This window comes from Streptomyces lomondensis, assembly GCF_014651035.1.
Lineage (GTDB): Bacteria > Actinomycetota > Actinomycetes > Streptomycetales > Streptomycetaceae > Streptomyces > Streptomyces lomondensis.
The window spans coordinates 1,360,409-1,380,701 of the sequence record NZ_BMWC01000001.1 but is presented as its reverse complement, the minus strand read 5'-3'; the positions used below and the strand labels follow the sequence as shown (position 1 = coordinate 1,380,701).

Sequence of the window (20,293 nt, the reverse complement as noted above, 5' to 3'; positions counted from 1 at the left end):
GGACCCACCCGCGCCGGGGCACGGCACGCCCGCCCGTCCCGGCATTTCCCGAACCCGCCCTCACCCGATGTCACCGCAGCGTGGGAGGATCGGAGACGTACCTCACAGTGCAGTCGAAGGGGAGCGTGCGATGGCGTCGAAACCGCCCAAGAGCGATCCGGTTCAGGACGCACCGCAGGTCGCCGGGCCGAAGCACGCGGCAGCGGGGCTCCCCGCGATCGGGCACACCCTGCGCGTCGCCCAACGGCAGATGGGTGTGAAGCGCACCGCGCTGACGCTGCTCAGCGTGAACCAGAAGAACGGCTTCGACTGCCCGGGCTGCGCCTGGCCGGAGCCGGAGCACAGGCACAAGGCGGAGTTCTGCGAGAACGGCGCGAAGGCCGTCGCCGAGGAGGCCACCCTCCGGCGGGTCACGCCCGAGTTCTTCGCGGCGCACCCGGTCGCCGATCTCGCGGGCCGCAGCGGTTACTGGCTGGGCCAGCAGGGCCGCCTCACCCACCCCGTGTACCTGCCCGAGGGGGGCACGCACTACGAGCCGGTCACCTGGGAGCGCGCCTTCGACATCATCGCCGAGGAGATCGCCGCCCTCGGCTCCCCGGACGAGGCCGTCTTCTACACCTCGGGCCGCACCAGCAACGAGGCCGCGTTCCTGTACCAGCTCTTCGCCCGCGAGCTCGGCACGAACAACCTGCCCGACTGCTCGAACATGTGCCACGAGTCGTCCGGCTCGGCCCTGTCGGAGACGATCGGCATCGGCAAGGGCAGCGTCCTGCTGGAGGACCTGTACAAGGCGGATCTGATCATCGTCGCCGGCCAGAACCCGGGGACGAACCACCCGCGCATGCTGTCCGCCCTGGAGAAGGCCAAGGACAACGGGGCGAGGATCATCAGCGTCAACCCGCTGCCCGAGGCGGGCCTGGAGCGCTTCAAGAACCCGCAGACCCCGCAGGGCATGCTCAAGGGCGCGGCGCTCACGGACCTGTTCCTGCAGATCCGCATCGGCGGCGACCAGGCGCTGTTCCGCCTCCTGAACAAGCTGATCCTTCAGCGGGAGGGCGCGGTCGACGAGGCGTTCGTCCGGGAGTACACGCACGGCTTCGAGGAGTTCGCCGAGGCCGCCCGCGCCGCCGACTGGGACGAGACGCTGAAGGCGACCGGCCTGACGCAGGAGGACATCGAGAAGGCCCTGGGCATGGTCCTCGCCTCCGAGCGCACCATCGTGTGCTGGGCGATGGGCCTCACCCAGCACAAGCACTCCGTGCCCACGATCAGGGAAGTGGTCAACTTCCTCCTGCTGCGCGGCAACATCGGCCGCCCGGGCGCGGGCGTGTGCCCGGTGCGCGGGCATTCCAACGTGCAGGGCGACCGCACGATGGGCATCTTCGAGCGCCCCGCCCCGGCGTTCCTGGACGCCCTGGAGAAGGAGTTCGGCTTCGCGCCGCCGCGCGAGCACGGCTACGACGTCGTCCGGGCCATCCGCGCCCTGCGCGACGGCGAGGCGAAGGTCTTCTTCGCCATGGGCGGCAACTTCGTCTCGGCCTCCCCCGACACGGAGGTCACCGAGGCGGCGATGCGGCGGGCCCGGCTGACCGTGCACGTGTCGACGAAGCTGAACCGCTCGCACGCGGTCACGGGCGCGCGCGCCCTGATCCTGCCGACGCTCGGCCGCACCGAGCGCGATCTCCAGGGCAGCGGCGAGCAGTTCGTGACGGTCGAGGACTCGATGGGCATGGTGCACGCCTCCCGGGGCCGGCTGGAGCCCGCGAGCGCGCAGCTGCTGTCCGAGCCGGCCATCGTCTGCCGCCTGGCCCGCCGCGTGCTCGGCGAGAGCAGCCGCACGCCCTGGGAGCAGTTCGAGAAGGACTACGCGACGATCCGGGACCGCATCGCGCGGGTGATCCCCGGCTTCGAGGACTTCAACGCGCGCGTGGCCCGCCCCGGCGGCTTCGCGCTCCCCCACGCCCCGCGCGACGAGCGCCGCTTCCCGACGGCCACCGGCAAGGCCAACTTCACCGCCGCCCCCGTGGAGTACCCGGAGCTGCCCGAGGGCCGCCTGCTGCTCCAGACGCTGCGCTCGCACGACCAGTACAACACCACGATCTACGGCCTGGACGACCGTTACCGGGGCATCCGGAACGGCCGCCGGGTGGTGCTGGTCAACCCGGAGGACGCGCGGGCGCTGAAGCTGGCGGACGGCGCGTACGTCGACCTGGTCGGCGAGTGGAAGGACGGCGTGGAGCGCAGGGCGCCCGGTTTCCGCGTCGTGCACTACCCGACGGCCCGGGGCTGCGCCGCCGCCTACTACCCGGAGACCAACGTGCTGGTGCCGCTGGATGCCACGGCGGACACCAGTAACACCCCGGCCAGCAAGTCCGTCGTGGTGCGTCTGGAACAATCGGCGACCGACTGAGCGTTCGCTCAGTCACAGAGGCAGCCGAGTGATCAGGACGAACGGAGCCGGGCCCCATGGGTGAGCAGCAGCATGTCAAGTTCCCGCAAGAGGTCGTCGACGAGTACGCCGCGCTCGGCGTGGACCTCCCGGCCCTGTTCTCCGCCGGTCACCTCGGGACCCGGATGGGCGTCCAGATCAGCGAGGCGTCGGCGGACCGGGTCGTCGGGACGATGCCGGTGGAGGGCAACACCCAGCCCTACGGACTGCTGCACGGCGGGGCCTCCGCGGTGCTGGCCGAGACGCTCGGCTCGATCGGTTCGATGCTGCACGGCGGCAGCTCCAAGATCGCCGTGGGCGTCGACCTGAACTGCACCCACCACCGCGGGGTGCGCTCCGGCCTGGTCACCGGTGTGGCCACGCCCGTGCACCGGGGGCGCTCGACCGCCACCTACGAAATCGTCATAACGGACGAAAAGGGCAAAAGGGTGTGCACGGCCCGGCTGACCTGCCTGCTGCGCGACGTGCGGCCGGGCGACGAGGAGTTCATCCGCGCCGCGAGCTGAACGCCGCAGGAGAACCGACGCAGGAAAACCCACGCAGGGAAAACCCTGGAGAGGCGGGCGCGCCCTTGTCGCGGCCGCCTCCGGGCGCTTCACTGACGCTCCACCCCCACAGGAGAAGGCCCGTCCCACCCGTAGAAGGGTTTCTCTTGACCTCCGTACGCGCTCTCGCCGTCGCCGCCGCGGCCGGTGCCGCGGTGCTCGCCACCGCGCTTCCGTCCTCCGCCATCAACTCCTACAACGCCACGCCCGCCCCCGAACGCACCGAGGTCGGCGCGCTCGTGGCCACCTGGGACAACGACGGCGACCCCACGACCCCCGACCGGGTCGACTGGGTCTGCTCCGGCACCATGATCGACGCGAACACCTTCCTGACCGCCGCGCACTGCACCACCGACTGGCCCGACAACGTGCGGTTCTACGTCTCCCTGGACCAGGACGTGCAGTCCGGGCTCGACGCGGCGGCGAAGAAGCACCCCGGCGACCCGGCCGCACAGGCCGCCGCCGTCGCCGTCGAGGGCACCGCCCACTCGCACCCCGACTACCCGGGGCCCGCCTCCGACACCCACGACATCGCCGTGGTCGAACTGCCCGCCGCCCAGGTCAAGGCCCGCTGGAGCTTCACCCCGGCCACCCTGCCCACGGCCGGCCAACTCGGCAGACTCGGCCCGCGGGGACTGAACGCCACCGACTGGTTCGTCGCCGGCTACGGCACCCAGGAGGCCGTCACCGGCCCCGGCGGCCACACCCACCCCGGCGGCGGCGTCCGCATGAAGGCGCCCGTCACCTTCGACGCCCTCAACGACTCCTGGGCCCGCCTGGCGATGACCGCCCCCCAGGGCAACGGCGGCGCCTGCTACGGCGACTCCGGCGGCCCCAACTTCGCCATGATCGGCGGGAAGAACATCCTCGTCACCACCACCATCACCGGCGACACCCCCTGCTACGCGACCAACGTGACCTACCGCCTGGACACTCCCGGCGCCCGCGCGTTCCTGTCGCCGTTCGTGCGCCTGCCCTGACCCCGCACCGCGGCCGCCCCCGCCGACCGCCCCGCCGCCTCCGGCACCGCCCGGAGCGGCGGGGCGGTCGGCCCGTGCGAACCCGCCGCCCCGGCCTCGACTCCCCTGCGAAAGCAGGAAGTCCGGGCCACGGAAATCGCCGATTCCCATGGCGCGGAACTCCCCCTGGAAGCGGACCATCCCTTTCTCGACGTAACGCTCCGTAACACACGCGCAATACAACGCCACCGTTTCCTCTTCGGCCGCGCCCCCGCCCGGGACCTTTCCGATCCCGTTCACGCCGCCCGCGCCCCGGCAACCGCGTGATCTCGACCATGGCCAAGCGGAAGTGCGCGTTCTCACAATGCGGACTTCGGCGAAAATCCACCAAACCCACCGAGAGGGTCCGCCGACGAGACCGGACATCCACCACGTCATAACAAGAAAGTCACAAGCCAGCCCGCGCCGCTGACCCTGCCCTTACCCCGGGCTTAGAGTCACGGCCAGTCACCGCTCCACATCGGGAGTTCGGTACCAGCGCGGCACTCACCCCCCGACCAGGGCGGGGCCTGCCTGTGAAAGGACTGATTGTGCGACAGCGTTCCTTGGTGATTCTTACCTCCGTTCTCACGACCGGAGCTCTGACTCTCACCGCCTGCGGCTCCCGAGACGACAGCGGTGACAAGAGCGGAGACAGCGGGAGCGGCACCACGCTGACCATCGGCGTCGACGCCCCCCTGTCCGGTGAGAACTCCACCACCGGCCTCGGCATCCAGTACGGCGCCCAGATAGCCGTCGACGACGCCAACAAGAACAACTGGGTCCCGGGCGTCAAGTTCAAGCTCAAGGCCCTGGACGACAAGGCGCAGCCCGCCACCGGTCAGTCCAACGCCACCAACCTCGTCGGCGACAAGACCGTCGTCGGCGCCGTCGGCCCCCTGAACTCCGGCGTCGCCCAGACGATGCAGCAGGTGTTCGCCTCGGCCAACATGGTCCAGATCTCCCCCGCGAACACCGCCCCCGAGCTGACCCAGGGCAAGAACTGGCAGACGGACAAGAAGCGTCCGTTCAAGACGTACTTCCGTACCGCCACCACCGACGAACTCCAGGGCAGCTTCGCGGCCGGCTACGCCTACAACGGCCTCAAGAAGAAGAAGGCCTTCGTCGTCGACGACAAGCAGACCTACGGCGCCGGCCTCGCGAAGATCTTCAACGAGCAGTTCAAGAAGCTCGGCGGCCAGGTCGTCGCGACCGACCACGTCAACACCGGCGACAAGGACTTCGGCTCCCTCGTCACGAAGATCAAGAACTCCGGTGCCGACCTGCTGTACTACGGCGGCCAGTACGACGAGTCCGCGCTGATCACCAAGCAGCTCAAGGACGCCGGCGTCAAGATCCCGCTGTTCGGCGGCGACGGCATGTACGCCTCCACCTACATCGAGGCCGCCGGCAAGGCCTCCGAGGGCGACCTCGTCACCGCCATCGGCGTCCCCGCCGACACCCTGCCCGCCGCCAAGCAGTTCATCCAGACGTACAAGGACAAGGGCTACAAGGGCGACTACGGCGCGTACGGCGCCTACGCCTACGACGCCACCACGGCCATCATCAAGGCCGTCAAGGCCGCGGCCGACGCCAACGGCGGCAAGCTGCCCTCCGACATCAACGACCTCCGCACCAAGGTCGTCGACGGAGTCCAGAAGTCCGACTTCGAAGGCCTCACCGGCAAGATCTCCTTCGACCAGTACGGCGACACCACCAACAAGCAGCTGACGGTCTACCAGGTCGAGAAGGGCGCCTGGAAGGACGTGGAGACCGGCACCGCCGACCTCCAGTAGTCCTGCCACGCCAGCAAGCCGCACCACGGGCCGCGCGGAAGGAGGACCCCGACCGCGCGGCCCGTTCTCACACCCCCACACAGCACGCGACCACGCACGCATCCAGTGCACACGACCACCAGCGACATGGAGGCCATGCGGTGAACACCCTGCCGCAGCAGCTGGCCAACGGGCTGCTTCTCGGCTCGATGTACGGGCTGATCGCCATCGGCTACACGATGGTGTACGGCATCGTCCAGCTCATCAACTTCGCGCACGGCGAGATCTTCATGACCGGGGCCTTCGGCGCCCTCACGGTCTACTTCTACATCCTCCCCGACGGCACCTCGATGGCCCTCGCCGTACCCCTCATGCTCCTCGGCGGCGCCCTCGTGGCCATCCTCATCGCCGTCGGAGCGGAACGGTTCGCCTACCGGCCACTGCGCGGAGCACCACGACTGGCACCCCTCATCACGGCCATCGGCCTCTCCCTGGCCCTCCAGGAGGTCGTGCGCAACTTCTACCCCGGCGCCGACCGCGCCCGCGCCTTCCCCGGCCTCGACGCCACCCACGACATCGGCTCCATCACCATCAAGGACGCCGACATCTTCCTCATCCTCGCCGCCGTCATCTGCATGGCCGCCCTCGCCTTCTTCGTACGCCGCAGCCGCACCGGCCGCGCCATGCAGGCCACCGCGCAGGACCCCGACACCGCACAGCTCATGGGCATCGACACCAACCGCATCATCGTCATCGCCTTCGCCATCGGCGGCTTCTTCGCCGCCGTCGCCGCCGTCGCCTACGGACTCAAGTACGGCAACGTCGACTACCGCATGGGCTTCCTCATGGGCCTCAAGGCCTTCACCGCGGCCGTCCTCGGCGGCATCGGCAACATCTACGGCGCCATGCTCGGCGGCGTCGTCCTCGGCATCGCCGAGACCCTCGCCTCCGCCTACATCGACGAGATCCCCGGCATGCAGCAGCTCGGCGGCCAGAGCTGGGCCAACGTGTGGGCCTTCTGCCTCCTCATCCTCGTGCTCCTCTTCAGGCCACAGGGCCTGCTCGGCGAGCGCGTCGCGGACAGGGCGTGATCACATGACCGAGACGACCAAGACCCCCGCCCCGGACGCCGTGCCCACCCCGCCCGCACCGCGCGGCCTCATACCGCTGCCCCTGGCGGCCGCCCGCGCCCTGCTCCTCGCCGGCGGCATCGCCACCGCCGCCTCCGCCTTTCTCGCCTGGACCTGGACCGACGAATTCCCCGGCGACCTCACCATCAACGGCTACCCCGGCGGCCTGCAGTGGCTCACCTTCACCGCCGGCGTCCTCACCGCCCTCTTCGCGCTCGCCGCCTACGGCATCCGCGGACTCGGCTGGCTCCTGCCCGCCCGCAACAACGCACCACTCGTCCTCACCGCCCTCGGCGGATTCGCCGTCACCTGGTTCACCGTCATCGCCATCAGCGTCGAACTCGGCGGCGTCGTCAACCTCGAACCCGGCGGCTGGATCGCGGCCATCGCCGCCCTCCTGCCCCTCATCGGCGCCTTCGCCCTCCCCCAGGAGCGCACCGGCGACGGCACCAAGGAAGCCCTCAAGGCCTACGTCGCCAAGCCCGACCGGATCCCCGCCCCCGAGGCCTCCGCGCCCTGGGTCCAGCGCGCCGTCATCACGGTCGTGACGATCATCGGCCTCGGCGTCTTCACCTACGGCATCGACACCGAGTACGGCGAACTCTTCGTCGGCTACCTCTTCGTCGTCGCCTTCGCCATCTGGGCCCTGCACACCGCCGGCCTCCTCGACCGCTTCTCCGCGATCGTCGCCGGCAACCGCAGCTTCACCCTCGCCATGGGCTTCGCCGCGGCCATCGCCTTCCCCTTCACCCAGACCGACGACCACTACGCCAACATCGGCGTCAACATCCTGATCTTCGGGACCGTCGCCCTCGGCCTCAACATCGTCGTCGGCCTCGCCGGACTCCTCGACCTCGGATACGTCGCCTTCCTCGGCGTCGGCGCCTACACCGCCGCCCTCGTCTCCGGCTCCGAGTTCTCCACCCTCTCCGGCGTCCAACTCCCCTTCTGGGCCTCCGCCCTCACCGGCGCCGCCGCCTCCCTCGTCTTCGGCGTCCTCATCGGCGCCCCCACCCTGCGGCTGCGCGGCGACTACCTCGCCATCGTCACCCTCGGCTTCGGAGAGATCTTCCGCATCGCCGTCAACAACATGGACGGCGACTCCGGACCCGACGTCACCAACGGCCCCAACGGCATCGCCAACATCCCCGACCTGAACCTCCTCGGGTTCAACTTCGGCCAGGCCCACGACATCGGCGGATTCACCCTCGGCCGCTTCGCCAACTACTACCTGCTGATGGTCCTCATCATGGCCATCGTGGTCCTCGTCTACACGCGCGCCGCCGACTCCCGCATCGGCCGCTCCTGGATCGCCATTCGCGAGGACGAGACCGCCGCCACCGCCATGGGCATCAACGGCTTCCGCGTCAAACTCATCGCCTTCGCCCTCGGCGCCGCCCTCGCCGGCCTCGCCGGCACCGTCAGCGCCCACGTCACCTACAGCGTCGTCCCCACGCCCTACCAGTTCGCCGGATCCACCCCGCCCAACTCCGCCTTCCTCCTGGCCGCGGTCGTCCTCGGCGGCATGGGCACGGTCGCCGGACCCCTCCTCGGCGCCGCCCTGCTCTACCTGCTCCCCGAGAAGCTCGTCTTCCTCCAGGAGAAGTCACTCCTCGCCTTCGGCATCGCGCTCATCCTCCTGATGCGCTTCCGCCCCGAAGGCATCATCGCCAACCGCCGGCGCCAGCTCGAATTCCACGAGACCGGCCAACTCGACGTACCCAAACAGACCACGCTGACCGACGAACCGGCCGTCACCAAGGCGGGGGCGTAACCATCATGACCACACCTGTACTCGAAGCCCGCGACGTCACGATGCGCTTCGGCGGCCTCACCGCCGTCCGCTCCGTCGACTTCACGGTCAACGCCGGCGAGATCGTCGGCCTCATCGGCCCCAACGGCGCCGGCAAGACCACCTTCTTCAACTGCCTGACCGGCCTGTACGTCCCCACCGAGGGCACCGTCTCCTACAAGGGCACCGTCCTCCCGCCCAAACCCCACCTGGTCACCCAGGCCGGCATCGCCCGCACCTTCCAGAACATCCGCCTGTTCGCCAACATGACGGTCCTGGAAAACGTCCTCGTCGGCCGCCACACCCGCACCAAGGAAGGCCTCTGGTCCGCCCTCCTGCGCGGCCCCGGCTTCAAGAAAGCCGAACGCGCCAGCGAGGAACGCGCCATGGAACTCCTCGAGTTCATCGGCCTCGCCCACAAGCGCGACCACCTGGCACGCAATCTGCCGTACGGCGAACAGCGCAAGCTGGAGATCGCCCGCGCCCTGGCGTCGGAACCCGGCCTGCTCCTTCTCGACGAGCCGACCGCCGGCATGAACCCCCAGGAAACCCGGGCCACCGAAGAACTCGTCTTCGCCATCCGCGACAAGGGCATCGCCGTCCTCCTCATCGAGCACGACATGCGCTTCGTCTTCAACCTCTGCGACCGCGTCGCCGTCCTCGTCCAGGGCGAGAAGCTCGTCGAAGGCACCTCCGAAGTCGTCCAGGCCGACGAACGCGTCATCGCCGCGTACCTGGGAGAGCCGTTCGAAGGCGACCCCGGCGAGGCCGAAGCCGCCGAGGTCGAAGCCGCCGAAGCCGCCGCCGAGGCGACCAGCACCACCAGCAGCACCAAGGGAGAAGCCAAGTGACCGCACTCCTCGAGGTCGAAGACCTCCGGGTCGCCTACGGCAAGATCGAAGCCGTCAAAGGCATCTCCTTCAGCGTCGAAGCAGGCCAGGTCGTCACCCTCATCGGCACCAACGGCGCCGGCAAGACGACCACCCTGCGCACCCTCTCCGGCCTCCTGAAGCCGACGTCCGGAAAGATCGTCTTCGACGGCAAGCCCCTGAACGGCGTCCCCGCCCACAAGATCGTCTCCCTCGGCCTCGCCCACTCCCCCGAAGGCCGGCACATCTTCCCCCGCCTCACCATCGCCGAGAACCTCCAGCTCGGAGCGTTCCTCCGCAAGGACAAGGACGGCATCGAGAAGGACATCCAGCGCGCCTACGACCTCTTCCCCATCCTCGGGGAACGCCGCAAGCAGGCCGCGGGGACCCTGTCGGGCGGTGAGCAGCAGATGCTCGCCATGGGCCGCGCCCTGATGTCCCAGCCCAAGCTGCTCATGCTCGACGAGCCCTCCATGGGCCTCTCCCCGATCATGATGCAGAAGATCATGGCGACGATCTCCGAGCTGAAGTCCCAGGGCACGACCATCCTCCTCGTCGAACAGAACGCCCAGGCGGCGCTGTCCCTGGCGGACCAGGGCCACGTCATGGAGGTCGGCAACGTCGTCCTCTCCGGGACGGGGCAGGACCTGCTGCACGACGAGTCGGTACGGAAGGCGTACCTCGGCGAGGACTGAGGCCCCGCCCGTATACGAAGAGGCCCGCTCCCCTTCCGAACCGGAGGGAGGGCGGGCCTCTTTTACTGTATCGATCAGCCCTTGTTGGCCTTCTTCTCCTCGGCGTCCTGAATGACCGCCTCCGCGACCTGCTGCATCGACATACGGCGGTCCATCGACGTCTTCTGGATCCACCGGAACGCGGCCGGCTCGGTCAGCCCGTACTCCGTCTGCAGGATCGACTTCGCCCGGTCCACCAGCTTGCGGGTCTCCAGCCGGAGCGTGAGGTCGGCGACCTCCTTCTCCAGCTCCTTCAGCTCCGTGAACCGCGACACGGCCATCTCGATCGCCGGCACGACGTCCGTCTTGCTGAACGGCTTGACGAGGTAGGCCATGGCACCGGCGTCCCGGGCCCGCTCGACGAGATCCCGCTGCGAGAACGCGGTCAGCATCAGCACCGGCGCGATGCTCTCCTCGGCGATCTTCTCCGCCGCGGAGATGCCGTCCAGCTTCGGCATCTTCACGTCGAGAATCACCAGGTCGGGGCGGTGCTCACGGGCCAGCTCCACGGCCTGCTCACCGTCACCGGCCTCACCGACGACGGTGTACCCCTCCTCCTCCAGCATCTCTTTGAGATCGAGCCGGATCAGGGCCTCGTCCTCGGCGATGACGACCCGCGTCGTCATCGGAGGCACGTGCGACTTGTCCTCATCAGGCACGTCAACAGGCTGGGGCGACTCGGGGGCGCTCACGTGGGCTCCTTGGTACGGGGCAGGCCGGTACTGCTCCCAAGAGCGTACCTAGCTGCGGTATGGTGGTCAGGCAGTGGGTCGAGGTCAACCTTGGATTCACCGGGCCCCGGTAGCCCAATTGGCAGCAGGCAATGGATTCAAAACCCATACAGTGTCGGTTCGAGTCCGACCCGGGGCACTTTTCCTTGGATTCCAAGGTCACCACTTGCAAGCGGATGTCCACGTTCTCGTGAACATCCGCTTTTTGCTGCGTGTCGCCATGATCGGCCTCCCACAGTGGCCCCATGTACGACCTCAGCACACGCAAGCGAGCACTCGCACTGGTGGCCCAGGGCCGCAGCCTGAACTCGGTGAGCCGTGAAACGGGCATCTCACGGGCCGCGATTCGTTCCTGGCAGGACCGCCTTGAGCCGCTGCCCCGCATGGCGCCGCCAGACCCCGGACCACCTGCCGATGAGCGAGCGTACGCCTACCTGCTGGGCCTCTATCTCGGTGATGGCTGCATCAGCGGTCACCCTCGCGGCACCGGCTACTACCTGAGGATCGCCTGCGCGGACTCATGGCCGGGCCTGATCGACGCCTGCGAGACCGCCATGCGTGCCATCAGCCCGACCGGGCGCACCTACCGCGTCCAGGCACAGGGATACGTCTCGGTGGTCAGCTACAGCAGGCACTGGCCGTACCTCTTCCCCCAGCATGGCCCCGGCAAGAAGCACGAACGCCCTATCGCCCTCGATCCCTGGCAGCAAGTCATCGTCGAGGCCCACCCCTGGGAGTTCATCCGCGGACTCATCCACTCCGACGGCTGCCGGATCACCAACTGGACGACCCGAATCGTCGGCGGCGAGCGGAAGCGCTACGAGTATCCGCGGTACTTCTTCACCAACCGCTCTGCCGACATCGTCCGTCTTTTCACCAATGCGTTGGACCAGGTGGGTGTCGGCTGGAAACAGGCAAACGCGTTCAACATCTCCATCGCCCGCAAAGCCTCAGTCGCCCTCATGGACGCCCACGTCGGACCCAAGTACTGACGACCTCCTACCGCGGGGTGTCGTCCTCTCCGATGTGGTGGACCCGGACCATGTTCGTCGAGCCCGATACCCCGGGCGGGGAGCCGGCCGTGATGACGACCGTGTCGCCCTGCCGGCAGCGGCCGTAGCGCAGGAGGAGTTCGTCGACCTGGTCGACCATCGCGTCGGTCGAACCGACCTCCGGGCCGAGGAACGTCTCCACGCCCCACGTCAGGGCGAGCTGGGAGCGCGTCGCCTGGTCAGGTGTGAAGGCCAGCAACGGAATGGGTGAGCGGTAGCGGGAGAGGCGGCGGGCGGTGTCGCCGGACTGGGTGAAGGCGACCAGGAACTTCGCGCCCAGGAAGTCGCCCATTTCCGCCGCCGCCCGGGCCACCGCGCCGCCCTGGGTGCGGGGCTTGTTGCGTTCCGTCAGGGGCGGCAGGCCCTTCGCCAGGATGTCCTCCTCCGCCGCCTCGACGATGCGGGCCATCGTGCGGACCGTCTCGATCGGGTGCTTGCCGACGCTCGTCTCGCCGGAGAGCATCACCGCATCCGTACCGTCGATGACGGCGTTGGCGACGTCGGAGGCTTCCGCCCGCGTCGGCCGCGCGTTGTCGATCATGGAGTCGAGCATCTGGGTCGCCACGATCACCGGTTTGGCGTTGCGCTTCGCCAGCTTGATCGCGCGCTTCTGGACGATCGGGACCTGCTCCAGCGGCATTTCGACGCCGAGGTCTCCGCGGGCCACCATGATGCCGTCGAAGGCGGCGACGATGTCGTCGATGTTCTCGACGGCCTGGGGTTTTTCGACTTTGGCGATGACGGGCAGGCGGCGGCCTTCCTCGTCCATGATGCGGTGGACGTCCTGGATGTCGCGGCCGCTGCGGACGAAGGAGAGGGCGATGACGTCGCAGCCGGTGCGCAGGGCCCAGCGGAGGTCGTCCTCGTCCTTCTTCGACAACGCGGGGACGGAGACGGCGGCGCCGGGGAGGTTGAGGCCTTTGTGGTCGGAGATGACGCCGCCCTCGACGACCTTGGTGTGGACGCGGGGGCCGTCGATCTCGGTGACCTGGAGGCAGACCTTGCCGTCGTCGACGAGGATGCGTTCGCCGGGGGTGACGTCGTCGGCGAGGCCGACGTAGGTGGTGCCGCACATGCGGCCGTCGCCTTCGGTGCCGTCTTCGACGGTGATGGTGAAGGTGTCGCCGCGTTCAAGGAGTACGGGGCCTTCGGTGAAGCGGCCGAGCCGGATTTTCGGGCCTTGAAGGTCGGCGAGGACGCCGACGCTGCGGCCGGTCTCGTCGGCGGCCTTTCGGACCCGGTGGTAGCGCTCCTCGTGTTCGACGTGTCCGCCGTGGCTGAGGTTGAAGCGGGCTACGTCCATTCCGGCGTCGACCAGGCCTTTGATCTGGTCGTACGAGTCGGTGGCGGGCCCAAGGGTACAGACGATCTTTGCTCGGCGCATGGGTCCGAGCCTATGAGTTACCGGTGGGTAGAGAATTGGGCGTGCGTGACCACTCAACAGACTTTGCATGAAGCGTTATTGACAAGTGTTGAATTGTGCGGCGGGGCGCTCCGATGAGCACCCCTGAGGCGCCCTCAAGGAATTCGGTCGCGTTTTCGGAATTCGCTTCCCGGGGGCTTACAGCTGCGGCGGCACCATCGTGAAGCGGGCGTTGATCTGGGCGTGGACGCGCTGGCGTTGGGGTTCGAGGTCGAGGGGGGCGGCGGGGGCGTCTTCGGCGGCGGCGCCGTAGGCGGCGGAGCGCATGCGGCCGGGGGCCTGGGGGTAGGCGGGCGGGCTGCTCTCCGCGCCGATGTCGGCGAGTTCGACGAGGGCGGAGAGGGTGGTGCCGAGTGCCTCGGCGTACTCGCGGGCGCGCTGGACGGCTTCCGTCACGGCTTTCTTGCGGGCTTCGCGGTGGGCGGGTGAGTCGGGTCGCAGGGCCCACCAGGGGCCGTCGACGCGGGTGAGTTCGAGGTCGGCGAGGCGGGTGGTGAGTTCGCCGAGGGCGGTGAAGTCGGTGAGTTCGGCGGTGATGTGGACGCTGCCGTGGTAGGTGCGGACGCGTTCGCCGCGGCCGTGTTTGGTGAGTTCGGGGGTGATGGAGAAGGCGCCGGTCTCCAGGCGTTCGACGGCGTCGCCGTAGGACTTGACGAGGTCGAGGACGCCGGCGTTGCGGCGGGTGAGGTCGTCGAGGGCGGAGCGGCGGTCGCGGCCGCGGGCGGCGACGGTGATGCCGATGCGGGCGATCTCCGGGTCGACTTCGAGGCGGGCCTCGCCGCGGACGGCGATGCGCGGGGCGTCGGGGGTGCCGTAGGGGACGGCGGGCTGGGAGGCGTCTGCCGTGGGCGCGGTCATACGCCCCACTCTGTCATGTCTTGGCTGGCCGGAGGCCTGGAGTGGGCGGACCGAGTCATCAGATCGCAACCTGGCGGGTCTGTTGCGGGAGGTCATGAACGGGTCAGAATCTACGCGCGTTATCTACGCGCGTTGTTCACAGATTCCGCGAGGAGTGCCAGCCATGCCGTTGAACCGCCGGAAGTTCCTGGAGAAGTCCGCCGTGACCGGGGCGGGGGTGGCGCTGGCCGGTGCCGTCGCGGCGCCGGGCGCCGAGGCGGCCGAGGCAGGCGGCTCGCGGGGGCGCGAGAAGCGGTACGCGTTCACCGTGATGGGGACGACGGACCTGCACGGCAACGTCTTCAACTGGGACTACTTCACGGACGCCGAGTTCGACGACAAGGCCCACAACGACGTCGGCCTGGCGAAGGTCTCGACCCTCGTGAACCGGGTGCGCGCGGAGAAGGGCCGCCGCAACACGCTGCTCATCGACGCGGGCGACACGATCCAGGGCACGCAGCTGTCGTACTACTACGCCAAGGTCGACCCGATCACCGCCGAGGGCGGCCCGGTGCACCCGATGGCGCAGGCGATGAACGCCATGGGCTATGACGCGGCGGCGCTCGGCAACCACGAGTTCAACTACGGCATCCCGGTGCTGCGCAAGTTCGAGGAGCAGTGCCGTTTCCCGCTGCTGGGCGCGAACGCGCTGGACGCGAAGACGCTGCGGCCGGCCTTCCCGCCGTACAGCATGCACCGGCTGCGCACGCCGTTCGGGCGGGATGTGAAGGTGGCGGTGCTGGGGCTGACCAACCCGGGCATCGCGATCTGGGACAAGGCGAACGTGCAGGGGAAGATGACGTTCCCGGGTCTGGAGGAGCAGGCGGCGAAGTGGGTGCCGAGGCTGCGGTCGATGGGCGCGGACGTGGTCATCGTGTCGGCGCACAGTGGTTCGTCGGGGACGTCGTCCTACGGTGACCAGCTGCCGTACATCGAGAACGCGGCGGGTCTGGTGGCCGAGCAGGTGCCGGGCATCGACGCGATCCTGGTGGGTCACGCGCACACGGAGATCCCGGAGTACTTCGTCACCAACAAGGAGACGGGCAAGCAGGTGCTGCTGTCGGAGCCGCTGAAGTGGGGGCAGCGGCTGACGCTGTTCGACTTCGAGCTGGTGTGGCGCAAGGGCCGCTGGGCGGTGGAGAAGGCGGGCGCGCAGGTCCTCAACTCCAACACCGTGGAGGAGGACCCGAAGATCGTGCGGCTGCTGTCGGACGAGCACGAGAAGGTCGTGGCGTACGTCAACCAGGTCATCGGCACGAACGCGGCGGAGATGACGTCGGCCGAGGCGCCGTACAAGGACGTGCCGATCATCGATCTGATCAACCACATCCAGGCGGACACGGTGCAGCAGGCGCTGGCGGGGACGGAGTACGCGGCGCTGCCGGTGCTGTCGCAGGCGGCGTGCTTCTCGCGCAGTGCCCGGATCCCGGCGGGCGAGGTGACGATCCGGGACGTGGCGGGTCTGTACGTGTTCGAGAACACGCTGGAGGCGCGGCTGATGACGGGTGCGCAGATGAAGGCGTATCTGGAGTACTCGGCGAGCTACTTCGTGCAGACGGCGCCGGGTGCGCCGGTGGATCCGGCGAAGCTGACGAACGCGAACGGCACGCCGGACTACAACTACGACGTGGTGAGCGGTCTGTCGTACGAGATCGACATCGCGAAGCCGGCCGGGTCGCGGGTGACGGACGTGCGGTTCGGGGGGCAGCCGCTCGCGGACGACGCGACGTTCGTGTTCGCGGTGAACAACTACCGGGCCAACGGCGGCGGGAACTTCCCGCATGTCGCCGCGGCCCGGCTGCTGTGGTCGAACTCGGACGAGATCCGCAACACGATGATCGCCTGGGTGAAGGCGAAGGGGTCGATCGACCCGGCCGAGTTCGCCGCGGTGGACTGGCGGCTCACGCGGAACGGCACGCCCGTCTTCTGAGCGGCGTCCTTCGTCACCTTCGGTCGTCGACGAGCGGGGTGAGGGCCGGTGCCTCGCGGGGCGGCGGGACCTGCCGGCGCTGGGTGAGGCCGAAGGTGGTGAAGGCGGTGCGGCGCGGGAGTGTGTAGGCCTCGCGGCCGGTCAGGGAGTTGAGGATGATCGCGCCGCGCCAGGCGACGAGGCCGAGGTCGGGGGCGCCGACGCCGTGGGTGTGGGTCTCGGCGTTCTGGACGTACGCCGTGCCGGTGACGGACGGGTCGAGGACGAGCCGGTACTCCTCGTCGACGCGCGGCCGGTCCTGGCTGTCGCGGCGCATGTAGGGGTCGAGGCCGGCGAGGAGGCGGTCGAGGGGGCGTTCGCGGTAGCCGGTGGCGAGGACGACGGCGTCGGTGGTGAGGCGGGAGCGGCTGTCCTGCCGGGCGTGTTCCAGGTGCAGTTCGACCTTGGTGGTGGCGACGCGGCCGGCGGTGCGGACGCGGACGCCGGGGGTGAGGACGGCGTCGGGCCAGCCGCCGTGCAGGGTGCGGCGGTAGAGCTCGTCGTGGATGGCGGCGATGGTGGCGGCGTCGATGCCCTTGTGGAGCTGCCATTGCCCGGCGATGAGCCGGTCGCGGGCGGTCTCGGGGAGGGCGTGGAAGTAGCGGGTGTGGTCGGGGGTGAAGTGCTCCAGGCCGAGCTTGGAGTACTCCATGGGTGCGAAGGCCTCGGTGCGGCCCAGCCAGTGGAGCTTCTCGCGCCCGGCGGGCCGGTTGCGCAGCAGGTCGAGGAAGATCTCGGCGCCGGACTGGCCGATGCCGACGACGGTGACGTGCTCGGCGGCGAGGAGTGCGGCGCGGTGGTCGAGGTAGTCGGCGGCGTGCAGGACGGGCACGCCGGGGGCTTCGACGAGGGGCTTGAGGGGGTCGGGGATGTGGGGTTCGGTGCCGATGCCGAGGACGACGTTGCGTGTGTAGGTCCGGCCGAGGGCCTCTGCTTCGCCGTCGGTGTCGAGCTGGGTGAAGTCGACCTCGAACAGGTCGCGTTCGGGGTCCCAGCGGACGGCGTCGACCTGGTGGCCGAAGTGGAGGCCCGGGAGGCTTTCGGAGACCCAGCGGCAGTAGGCGTCGTACTCGGCGCGCTGGATGTGGGAGCGCTCGGCGAAGTAGAAGGGGAAGAGCCGCTCGCGGGAGCGGAGGTAGTTGAGGAAGGTCCAGGGGCTGGTGGGGTCGGCGAGGGTGACCAGGTCGGCGAGGAAGGGGACCTGGATGGTCGCGCCCTCGATGAGCAGGCCGGTGTGCCAGCCGAAGGCGGGGCGCTGGTCGTAGAAGGCGGTGTCGAGGTCGCCGAGCGGGTGGGCGAGCGCGGCGAGGGAGAGGTTGGCGGGGCCGATGCCGATGCCGACGAGGTCGCGGGGGGCGTCGGGCTCGTGGTGGGGGTGGGGCGTGGGGGTGGGGTCGGGGGTCGGTGGGGGGTTCATCGGGGGGTGTGTCCTTCCGCGAGTGTCGCTCGGCGCGCTGCCACGAGGTGCAGCAGGGCGGCCAGGTCGTCGGGCCCGGTGGCGGGGTTGAGGAGGGTGGCCTTGAGCCAGAGCCGGCCGTCGAGGCGGGCCCGGCCGAGGACGGCTCGGCCGTCGGTGAGGAGGGCGCGGCGTACGGCGGCCACGGTGGCGTCGGTGGCGCCCGCGGGCCGGAAGAGCACCGTGCTGATGGCGGGCGGGGCGTGGAGTTCGAGGCCGGGGTGGTCGTGGACGAGGGCGGCGAACTCCCGGGCGCGGGCGCAGACCTGGTCGACGAGGGCGGCGAGGCCGCGGCGGCCGAGGGTCTTGAGGGTGACGGCGAGCTTGAGGACGTCGGGGCGGCGGGTGGTGCGCAGGGACCGGCCGAGCAGGTCGGGCAGGCCGGCCTCGGTGTCGTCGGCGGCGTTGAGGTAGTCGGCGCGGTGCCGCAGGGCGGTGAGGTCGCGTGTGTCCCGGACGGCGAGGAGGCCGGCGGCGACCGGTTGCCAGCCGAGTTTGTGCAGGTCGAGGGTGACGGTGTCGGCGGTGTCGAGGCCGGTGAGCCGGGTGCGGTGTTGGTCGCTGAAGAGGAGGCCTCCGCCGTAGGCGGCGTCGATGTGGAGCCGGGCGCCGTGGGCGGCGCAGCGGGCGGCGATCTCGGGCAGCGGGTCGATGAGCCCGGCGTCGGTGGTGCCGGCGGTGGCGGCGACGAGCGAGGGCCGGGGCAGGTGGGTGAGGGCTTCGTCGAGCCCGGCGGGGTCGAGTGTGCCGCCCGGGGCGGGTACGACGACGGGTTCGGGCAGTCCGAGCAGCCAGGCGGCGCGTGGCAGCGAGTGGTGGGCGTTCGCCCCGGTCACGAGCCGTACGGTGCCGCCGCACGCCTCGCGGGCGAGGAGCAGGGCGAGTTGGTTGGACTCGGTGCCGCCGGTGGTGATGAGGGAGTCGGGGGTTGCGGTCTGCCCGGTCTCGTAGATCTCCCTGGCCAGGGTCTGCGCGACCATCGTCTCCAGTTCCGAGGCGGCCGGGGCCTGGTCCCAGGAGTCCAGGGAGGGGTTGAGGGCGGAGGCGGCGAGGTCGGCGGCGGTGGCGACGGCGAGGGGCGGGCAGTGCAGGTGGGCGGCGCACAGGGGGTGTGCCGGGTCGGCGGCGCCCTCGGCGAACGCGTGGACCAGGGCGTGCAGGGCGTGCGGGTCGCCCTGGTCGGGCAGGATTTCCCCCACCGTCTCCCGCAGGCGCGCGGCGACCACGCCCGGCCCGCCCGCGGGCAGTGGCCCGCCCCGGGCCCGGGCGCCGGTGTCCAGCGCGTGGAGCACGGTGTCGAGCAAGGGCCGCAGGGCGCTCGGGCCTTGGGGTCCTGAGGCGAGGGGCGGCGTGCTCATGGGCTGTCCTCCGGGGCGCGGGGCGGTGCGCCCGGATAGCCCAACGACGGGACCCGGGTGGAGGTACGTCCGTACGGGGAAAACGTGTCGGAGCCGCGCGGCCGGTGCCCCGGGCGGGGTCTCCGGCCGCCGGTGTCGGTTCTCGGTTCTCGGTTCTCAGTTCTTGAAGTCGGCCGCGTGGTCGGCGGCCCAGGCCGCGAAGGGGCGGGCCGGCCTGCCGGTGATCTCCTGGACCGTGCCGGTGATCTCCGGGGGCTGTCCGACGGTGGCGGCGAAGGTCTTCAGCAGGTCCTGGAGCATGGCCGGCGGGACGTGCGGGAACAGTTCGGGGCCCGCTTCGTCCGGGGGCAGTTCGGTGAAGCGCAGGTCGCGGCCGAGGGCCCGGCCGATGGCGGCGACCTGCCCGGCGTTGGTGATCGCCGCGGGTCCGGTGAGGCGGTGGGCGGCGCCCTCGTGGCCGTCGTCGAGGAGGGCGCGTTCGGCGACGGCGGCGATGTCGTCCTCGTGGACGGGGGCGGTCCGGCCGTCGGCGAAGACCCCGCGGACGGTGTCGCCGGCGCGGATCTGCGGGGCCCACTGGAGGGCGTTGGTGGCGAATCCGCCGGGCCGCAGGAACGTCCAGGCCAGGCCGCTGTCGCGGACGTGTTGTTCGGCGGTGGCGTGCATGACGTGGATGGGGTGGTTCTCGTCGGCGCCCGAGTCGATGATCGAGGAGGACAGCAGGACCACGTGGCGCACCCCGGCGGCGCGGGCCGCCGCCAGCAGGCCGGGGGTGCGGTCGCCGCCCGCCTGGACGTACAGGAACAGCTGGGTGGCGCCTTCGAACAGGGCGGCCGGGTCGTCGTGCTGGAGTCGTACCGCCTCGGCGCCGGCGGGCAGGCGGGCCCGCTGCGGGTCGCGGGTCAGCGCCCGCACGGGCCGGCCGGCGGCGACGAGGCGTTCGACCAGGGCGCGGCCGACGTTTCCGGTGGGACCGGTCACTGCGATCACGAAGGGCTCCTCGGGCTTGATCGTCCACTCCGGCCCGAGGCTAGGAGGGGCGACCGGCCCGCCACATCGGCGTAAGGGACCAGTTGCCCCGCCCGTGCCCTACGCCTTCGGTCCTAGGGCCTGTC

16 protein-coding genes and 1 tRNA gene are annotated in these 20,293 nt (G+C 70.0%); 11 read left to right on the top strand and 6 right to left on the bottom strand.

Annotated elements, in window-relative coordinates:
- Positions 1 to 130 precede the first annotated feature (130 nt).
- The 8 genes from IE255_RS05955 (at position 131) to IE255_RS05920 (ending at position 10,253) form a co-directional block, all read left to right on the top strand.
- On the top strand, positions 131 to 2,410 hold the full coding sequence (locus IE255_RS05955) for an FdhF/YdeP family oxidoreductase (protein ID WP_190049032.1): 2,280 nt from the start codon (positions 131 to 133) through the stop codon (positions 2,408 to 2,410).
- Between the two features lie 56 nt (positions 2,411 to 2,466).
- The gene (locus tag IE255_RS05950) at positions 2,467 to 2,955 is read left to right on the top strand and encodes a PaaI family thioesterase (protein ID WP_190049031.1); all 489 of its coding nucleotides are present in this window, start codon (positions 2,467 to 2,469) and stop codon (positions 2,953 to 2,955) included.
- Positions 2,956 to 3,101: 146 nt separating this feature from the next.
- Positions 3,102 to 3,974, top strand: coding sequence for a trypsin-like serine protease (locus tag IE255_RS05945; protein ID WP_190049030.1), 873 nt, complete (start codon positions 3,102 to 3,104; stop codon positions 3,972 to 3,974).
- A gap of 584 nt (positions 3,975 to 4,558) precedes the next feature.
- Positions 4,559 to 5,788 carry a branched-chain amino acid ABC transporter substrate-binding protein gene (locus tag IE255_RS05940; protein ID WP_190049358.1) on the top strand — a complete coding sequence of 410 codons (1,230 nt, stop codon included), beginning with the start codon at positions 4,559 to 4,561 and terminating at the stop codon, positions 5,786 to 5,788.
- 140 nt (positions 5,789 to 5,928) lie between these two features.
- The gene (locus tag IE255_RS05935) at positions 5,929 to 6,858 is read left to right on the top strand and encodes a branched-chain amino acid ABC transporter permease (RefSeq protein WP_190049029.1); all 930 of its coding nucleotides are present in this window, start codon (positions 5,929 to 5,931) and stop codon (positions 6,856 to 6,858) included.
- Between the two features lie 4 nt (positions 6,859 to 6,862).
- Entirely contained in the window at positions 6,863 to 8,671 is a 1,809-nt protein-coding gene (locus IE255_RS05930; RefSeq protein ID WP_190049028.1) for a branched-chain amino acid ABC transporter permease, read from the top strand.
- 5 nt (positions 8,672 to 8,676) lie between these two features.
- Complete coding sequence (locus IE255_RS05925) at positions 8,677 to 9,540, top strand: ABC transporter ATP-binding protein (protein WP_190049027.1); 864 nt, start codon at positions 8,677 to 8,679, stop codon at positions 9,538 to 9,540.
- Positions 9,537 to 10,253 (top strand): ABC transporter ATP-binding protein, encoded by a 717-nt coding sequence (locus tag IE255_RS05920; protein ID WP_190049026.1) that lies wholly within the window; start codon positions 9,537 to 9,539, stop codon positions 10,251 to 10,253. The genes IE255_RS05925 and IE255_RS05920 overlap by 4 nt, the downstream gene beginning before the upstream one ends.
- Positions 10,254 to 10,327: 74 nt before the next feature.
- Here the strand turns inward: IE255_RS05920 and IE255_RS05915 are convergent, their stop codons facing one another.
- Entirely contained in the window at positions 10,328 to 10,984 is a 657-nt protein-coding gene (locus tag IE255_RS05915) for an ANTAR domain-containing response regulator (protein WP_031115650.1), read from the bottom strand.
- A 103-nt stretch (positions 10,985 to 11,087) separates the two neighbouring features.
- Between IE255_RS05915 and IE255_RS05910 the strand changes: the two genes are divergently transcribed.
- Positions 11,088 to 11,162: transfer RNA gene (locus IE255_RS05910), tRNA-Leu, on the top strand.
- 106 nt (positions 11,163 to 11,268) lie between these two features.
- Positions 11,269 to 12,015 (top strand): helix-turn-helix domain-containing protein, encoded by a 747-nt coding sequence (locus IE255_RS05905; RefSeq protein ID WP_190049025.1) that lies wholly within the window; start codon positions 11,269 to 11,271, stop codon positions 12,013 to 12,015.
- Between the two features lie 7 nt (positions 12,016 to 12,022).
- Here IE255_RS05905 and pyk read toward each other — a convergent pair whose 3' ends face one another.
- Together pyk and IE255_RS05895 are read right to left on the bottom strand one after the other, a co-directional pair.
- Positions 12,023 to 13,459, bottom strand: coding sequence for a pyruvate kinase (gene pyk / locus IE255_RS05900; RefSeq protein WP_190049024.1), 1,437 nt, complete (start codon positions 13,457 to 13,459; stop codon positions 12,023 to 12,025).
- A 177-nt stretch (positions 13,460 to 13,636) separates the two neighbouring features.
- Positions 13,637 to 14,356 carry an SIMPL domain-containing protein gene (locus IE255_RS05895; RefSeq protein ID WP_190049023.1) on the bottom strand — a complete coding sequence of 240 codons (720 nt, stop codon included), beginning with the start codon at positions 14,354 to 14,356 and terminating at the stop codon, positions 13,637 to 13,639.
- A gap of 163 nt (positions 14,357 to 14,519) precedes the next feature.
- Between IE255_RS05895 and IE255_RS05890 the strand changes: the two genes are divergently transcribed.
- On the top strand, positions 14,520 to 16,325 hold the full coding sequence (locus tag IE255_RS05890; RefSeq protein WP_190049022.1) for a bifunctional metallophosphatase/5'-nucleotidase: 1,806 nt from the start codon (positions 14,520 to 14,522) through the stop codon (positions 16,323 to 16,325).
- 13 nt (positions 16,326 to 16,338) lie between these two features.
- Here the strand turns inward: IE255_RS05890 and IE255_RS05885 are convergent, their stop codons facing one another.
- The 3 genes from IE255_RS05885 to IE255_RS05875 all read right to left on the bottom strand — a co-directional run bounded on the left by IE255_RS05885 (position 16,339) and on the right by IE255_RS05875 (position 20,168).
- The gene (locus IE255_RS05885) at positions 16,339 to 17,781 is read right to left on the bottom strand and encodes a lysine N(6)-hydroxylase/L-ornithine N(5)-oxygenase family protein (protein WP_190049021.1); all 1,443 of its coding nucleotides are present in this window, start codon (positions 17,779 to 17,781) and stop codon (positions 16,339 to 16,341) included.
- A complete protein-coding gene (locus tag IE255_RS05880) occupies positions 17,778 to 19,178 on the bottom strand; it encodes a pyridoxal phosphate-dependent decarboxylase family protein (protein ID WP_190049020.1) in 1,401 nt (466 codons plus the stop codon). The genes IE255_RS05885 and IE255_RS05880 overlap by 4 nt, the downstream gene beginning before the upstream one ends.
- 156 nt (positions 19,179 to 19,334) lie before the next feature.
- The gene (locus IE255_RS05875) at positions 19,335 to 20,168 is read right to left on the bottom strand and encodes an NAD(P)H-binding protein (protein ID WP_190049019.1); all 834 of its coding nucleotides are present in this window, start codon (positions 20,166 to 20,168) and stop codon (positions 19,335 to 19,337) included.
- Positions 20,169 to 20,293 lie beyond the last annotated feature (125 nt).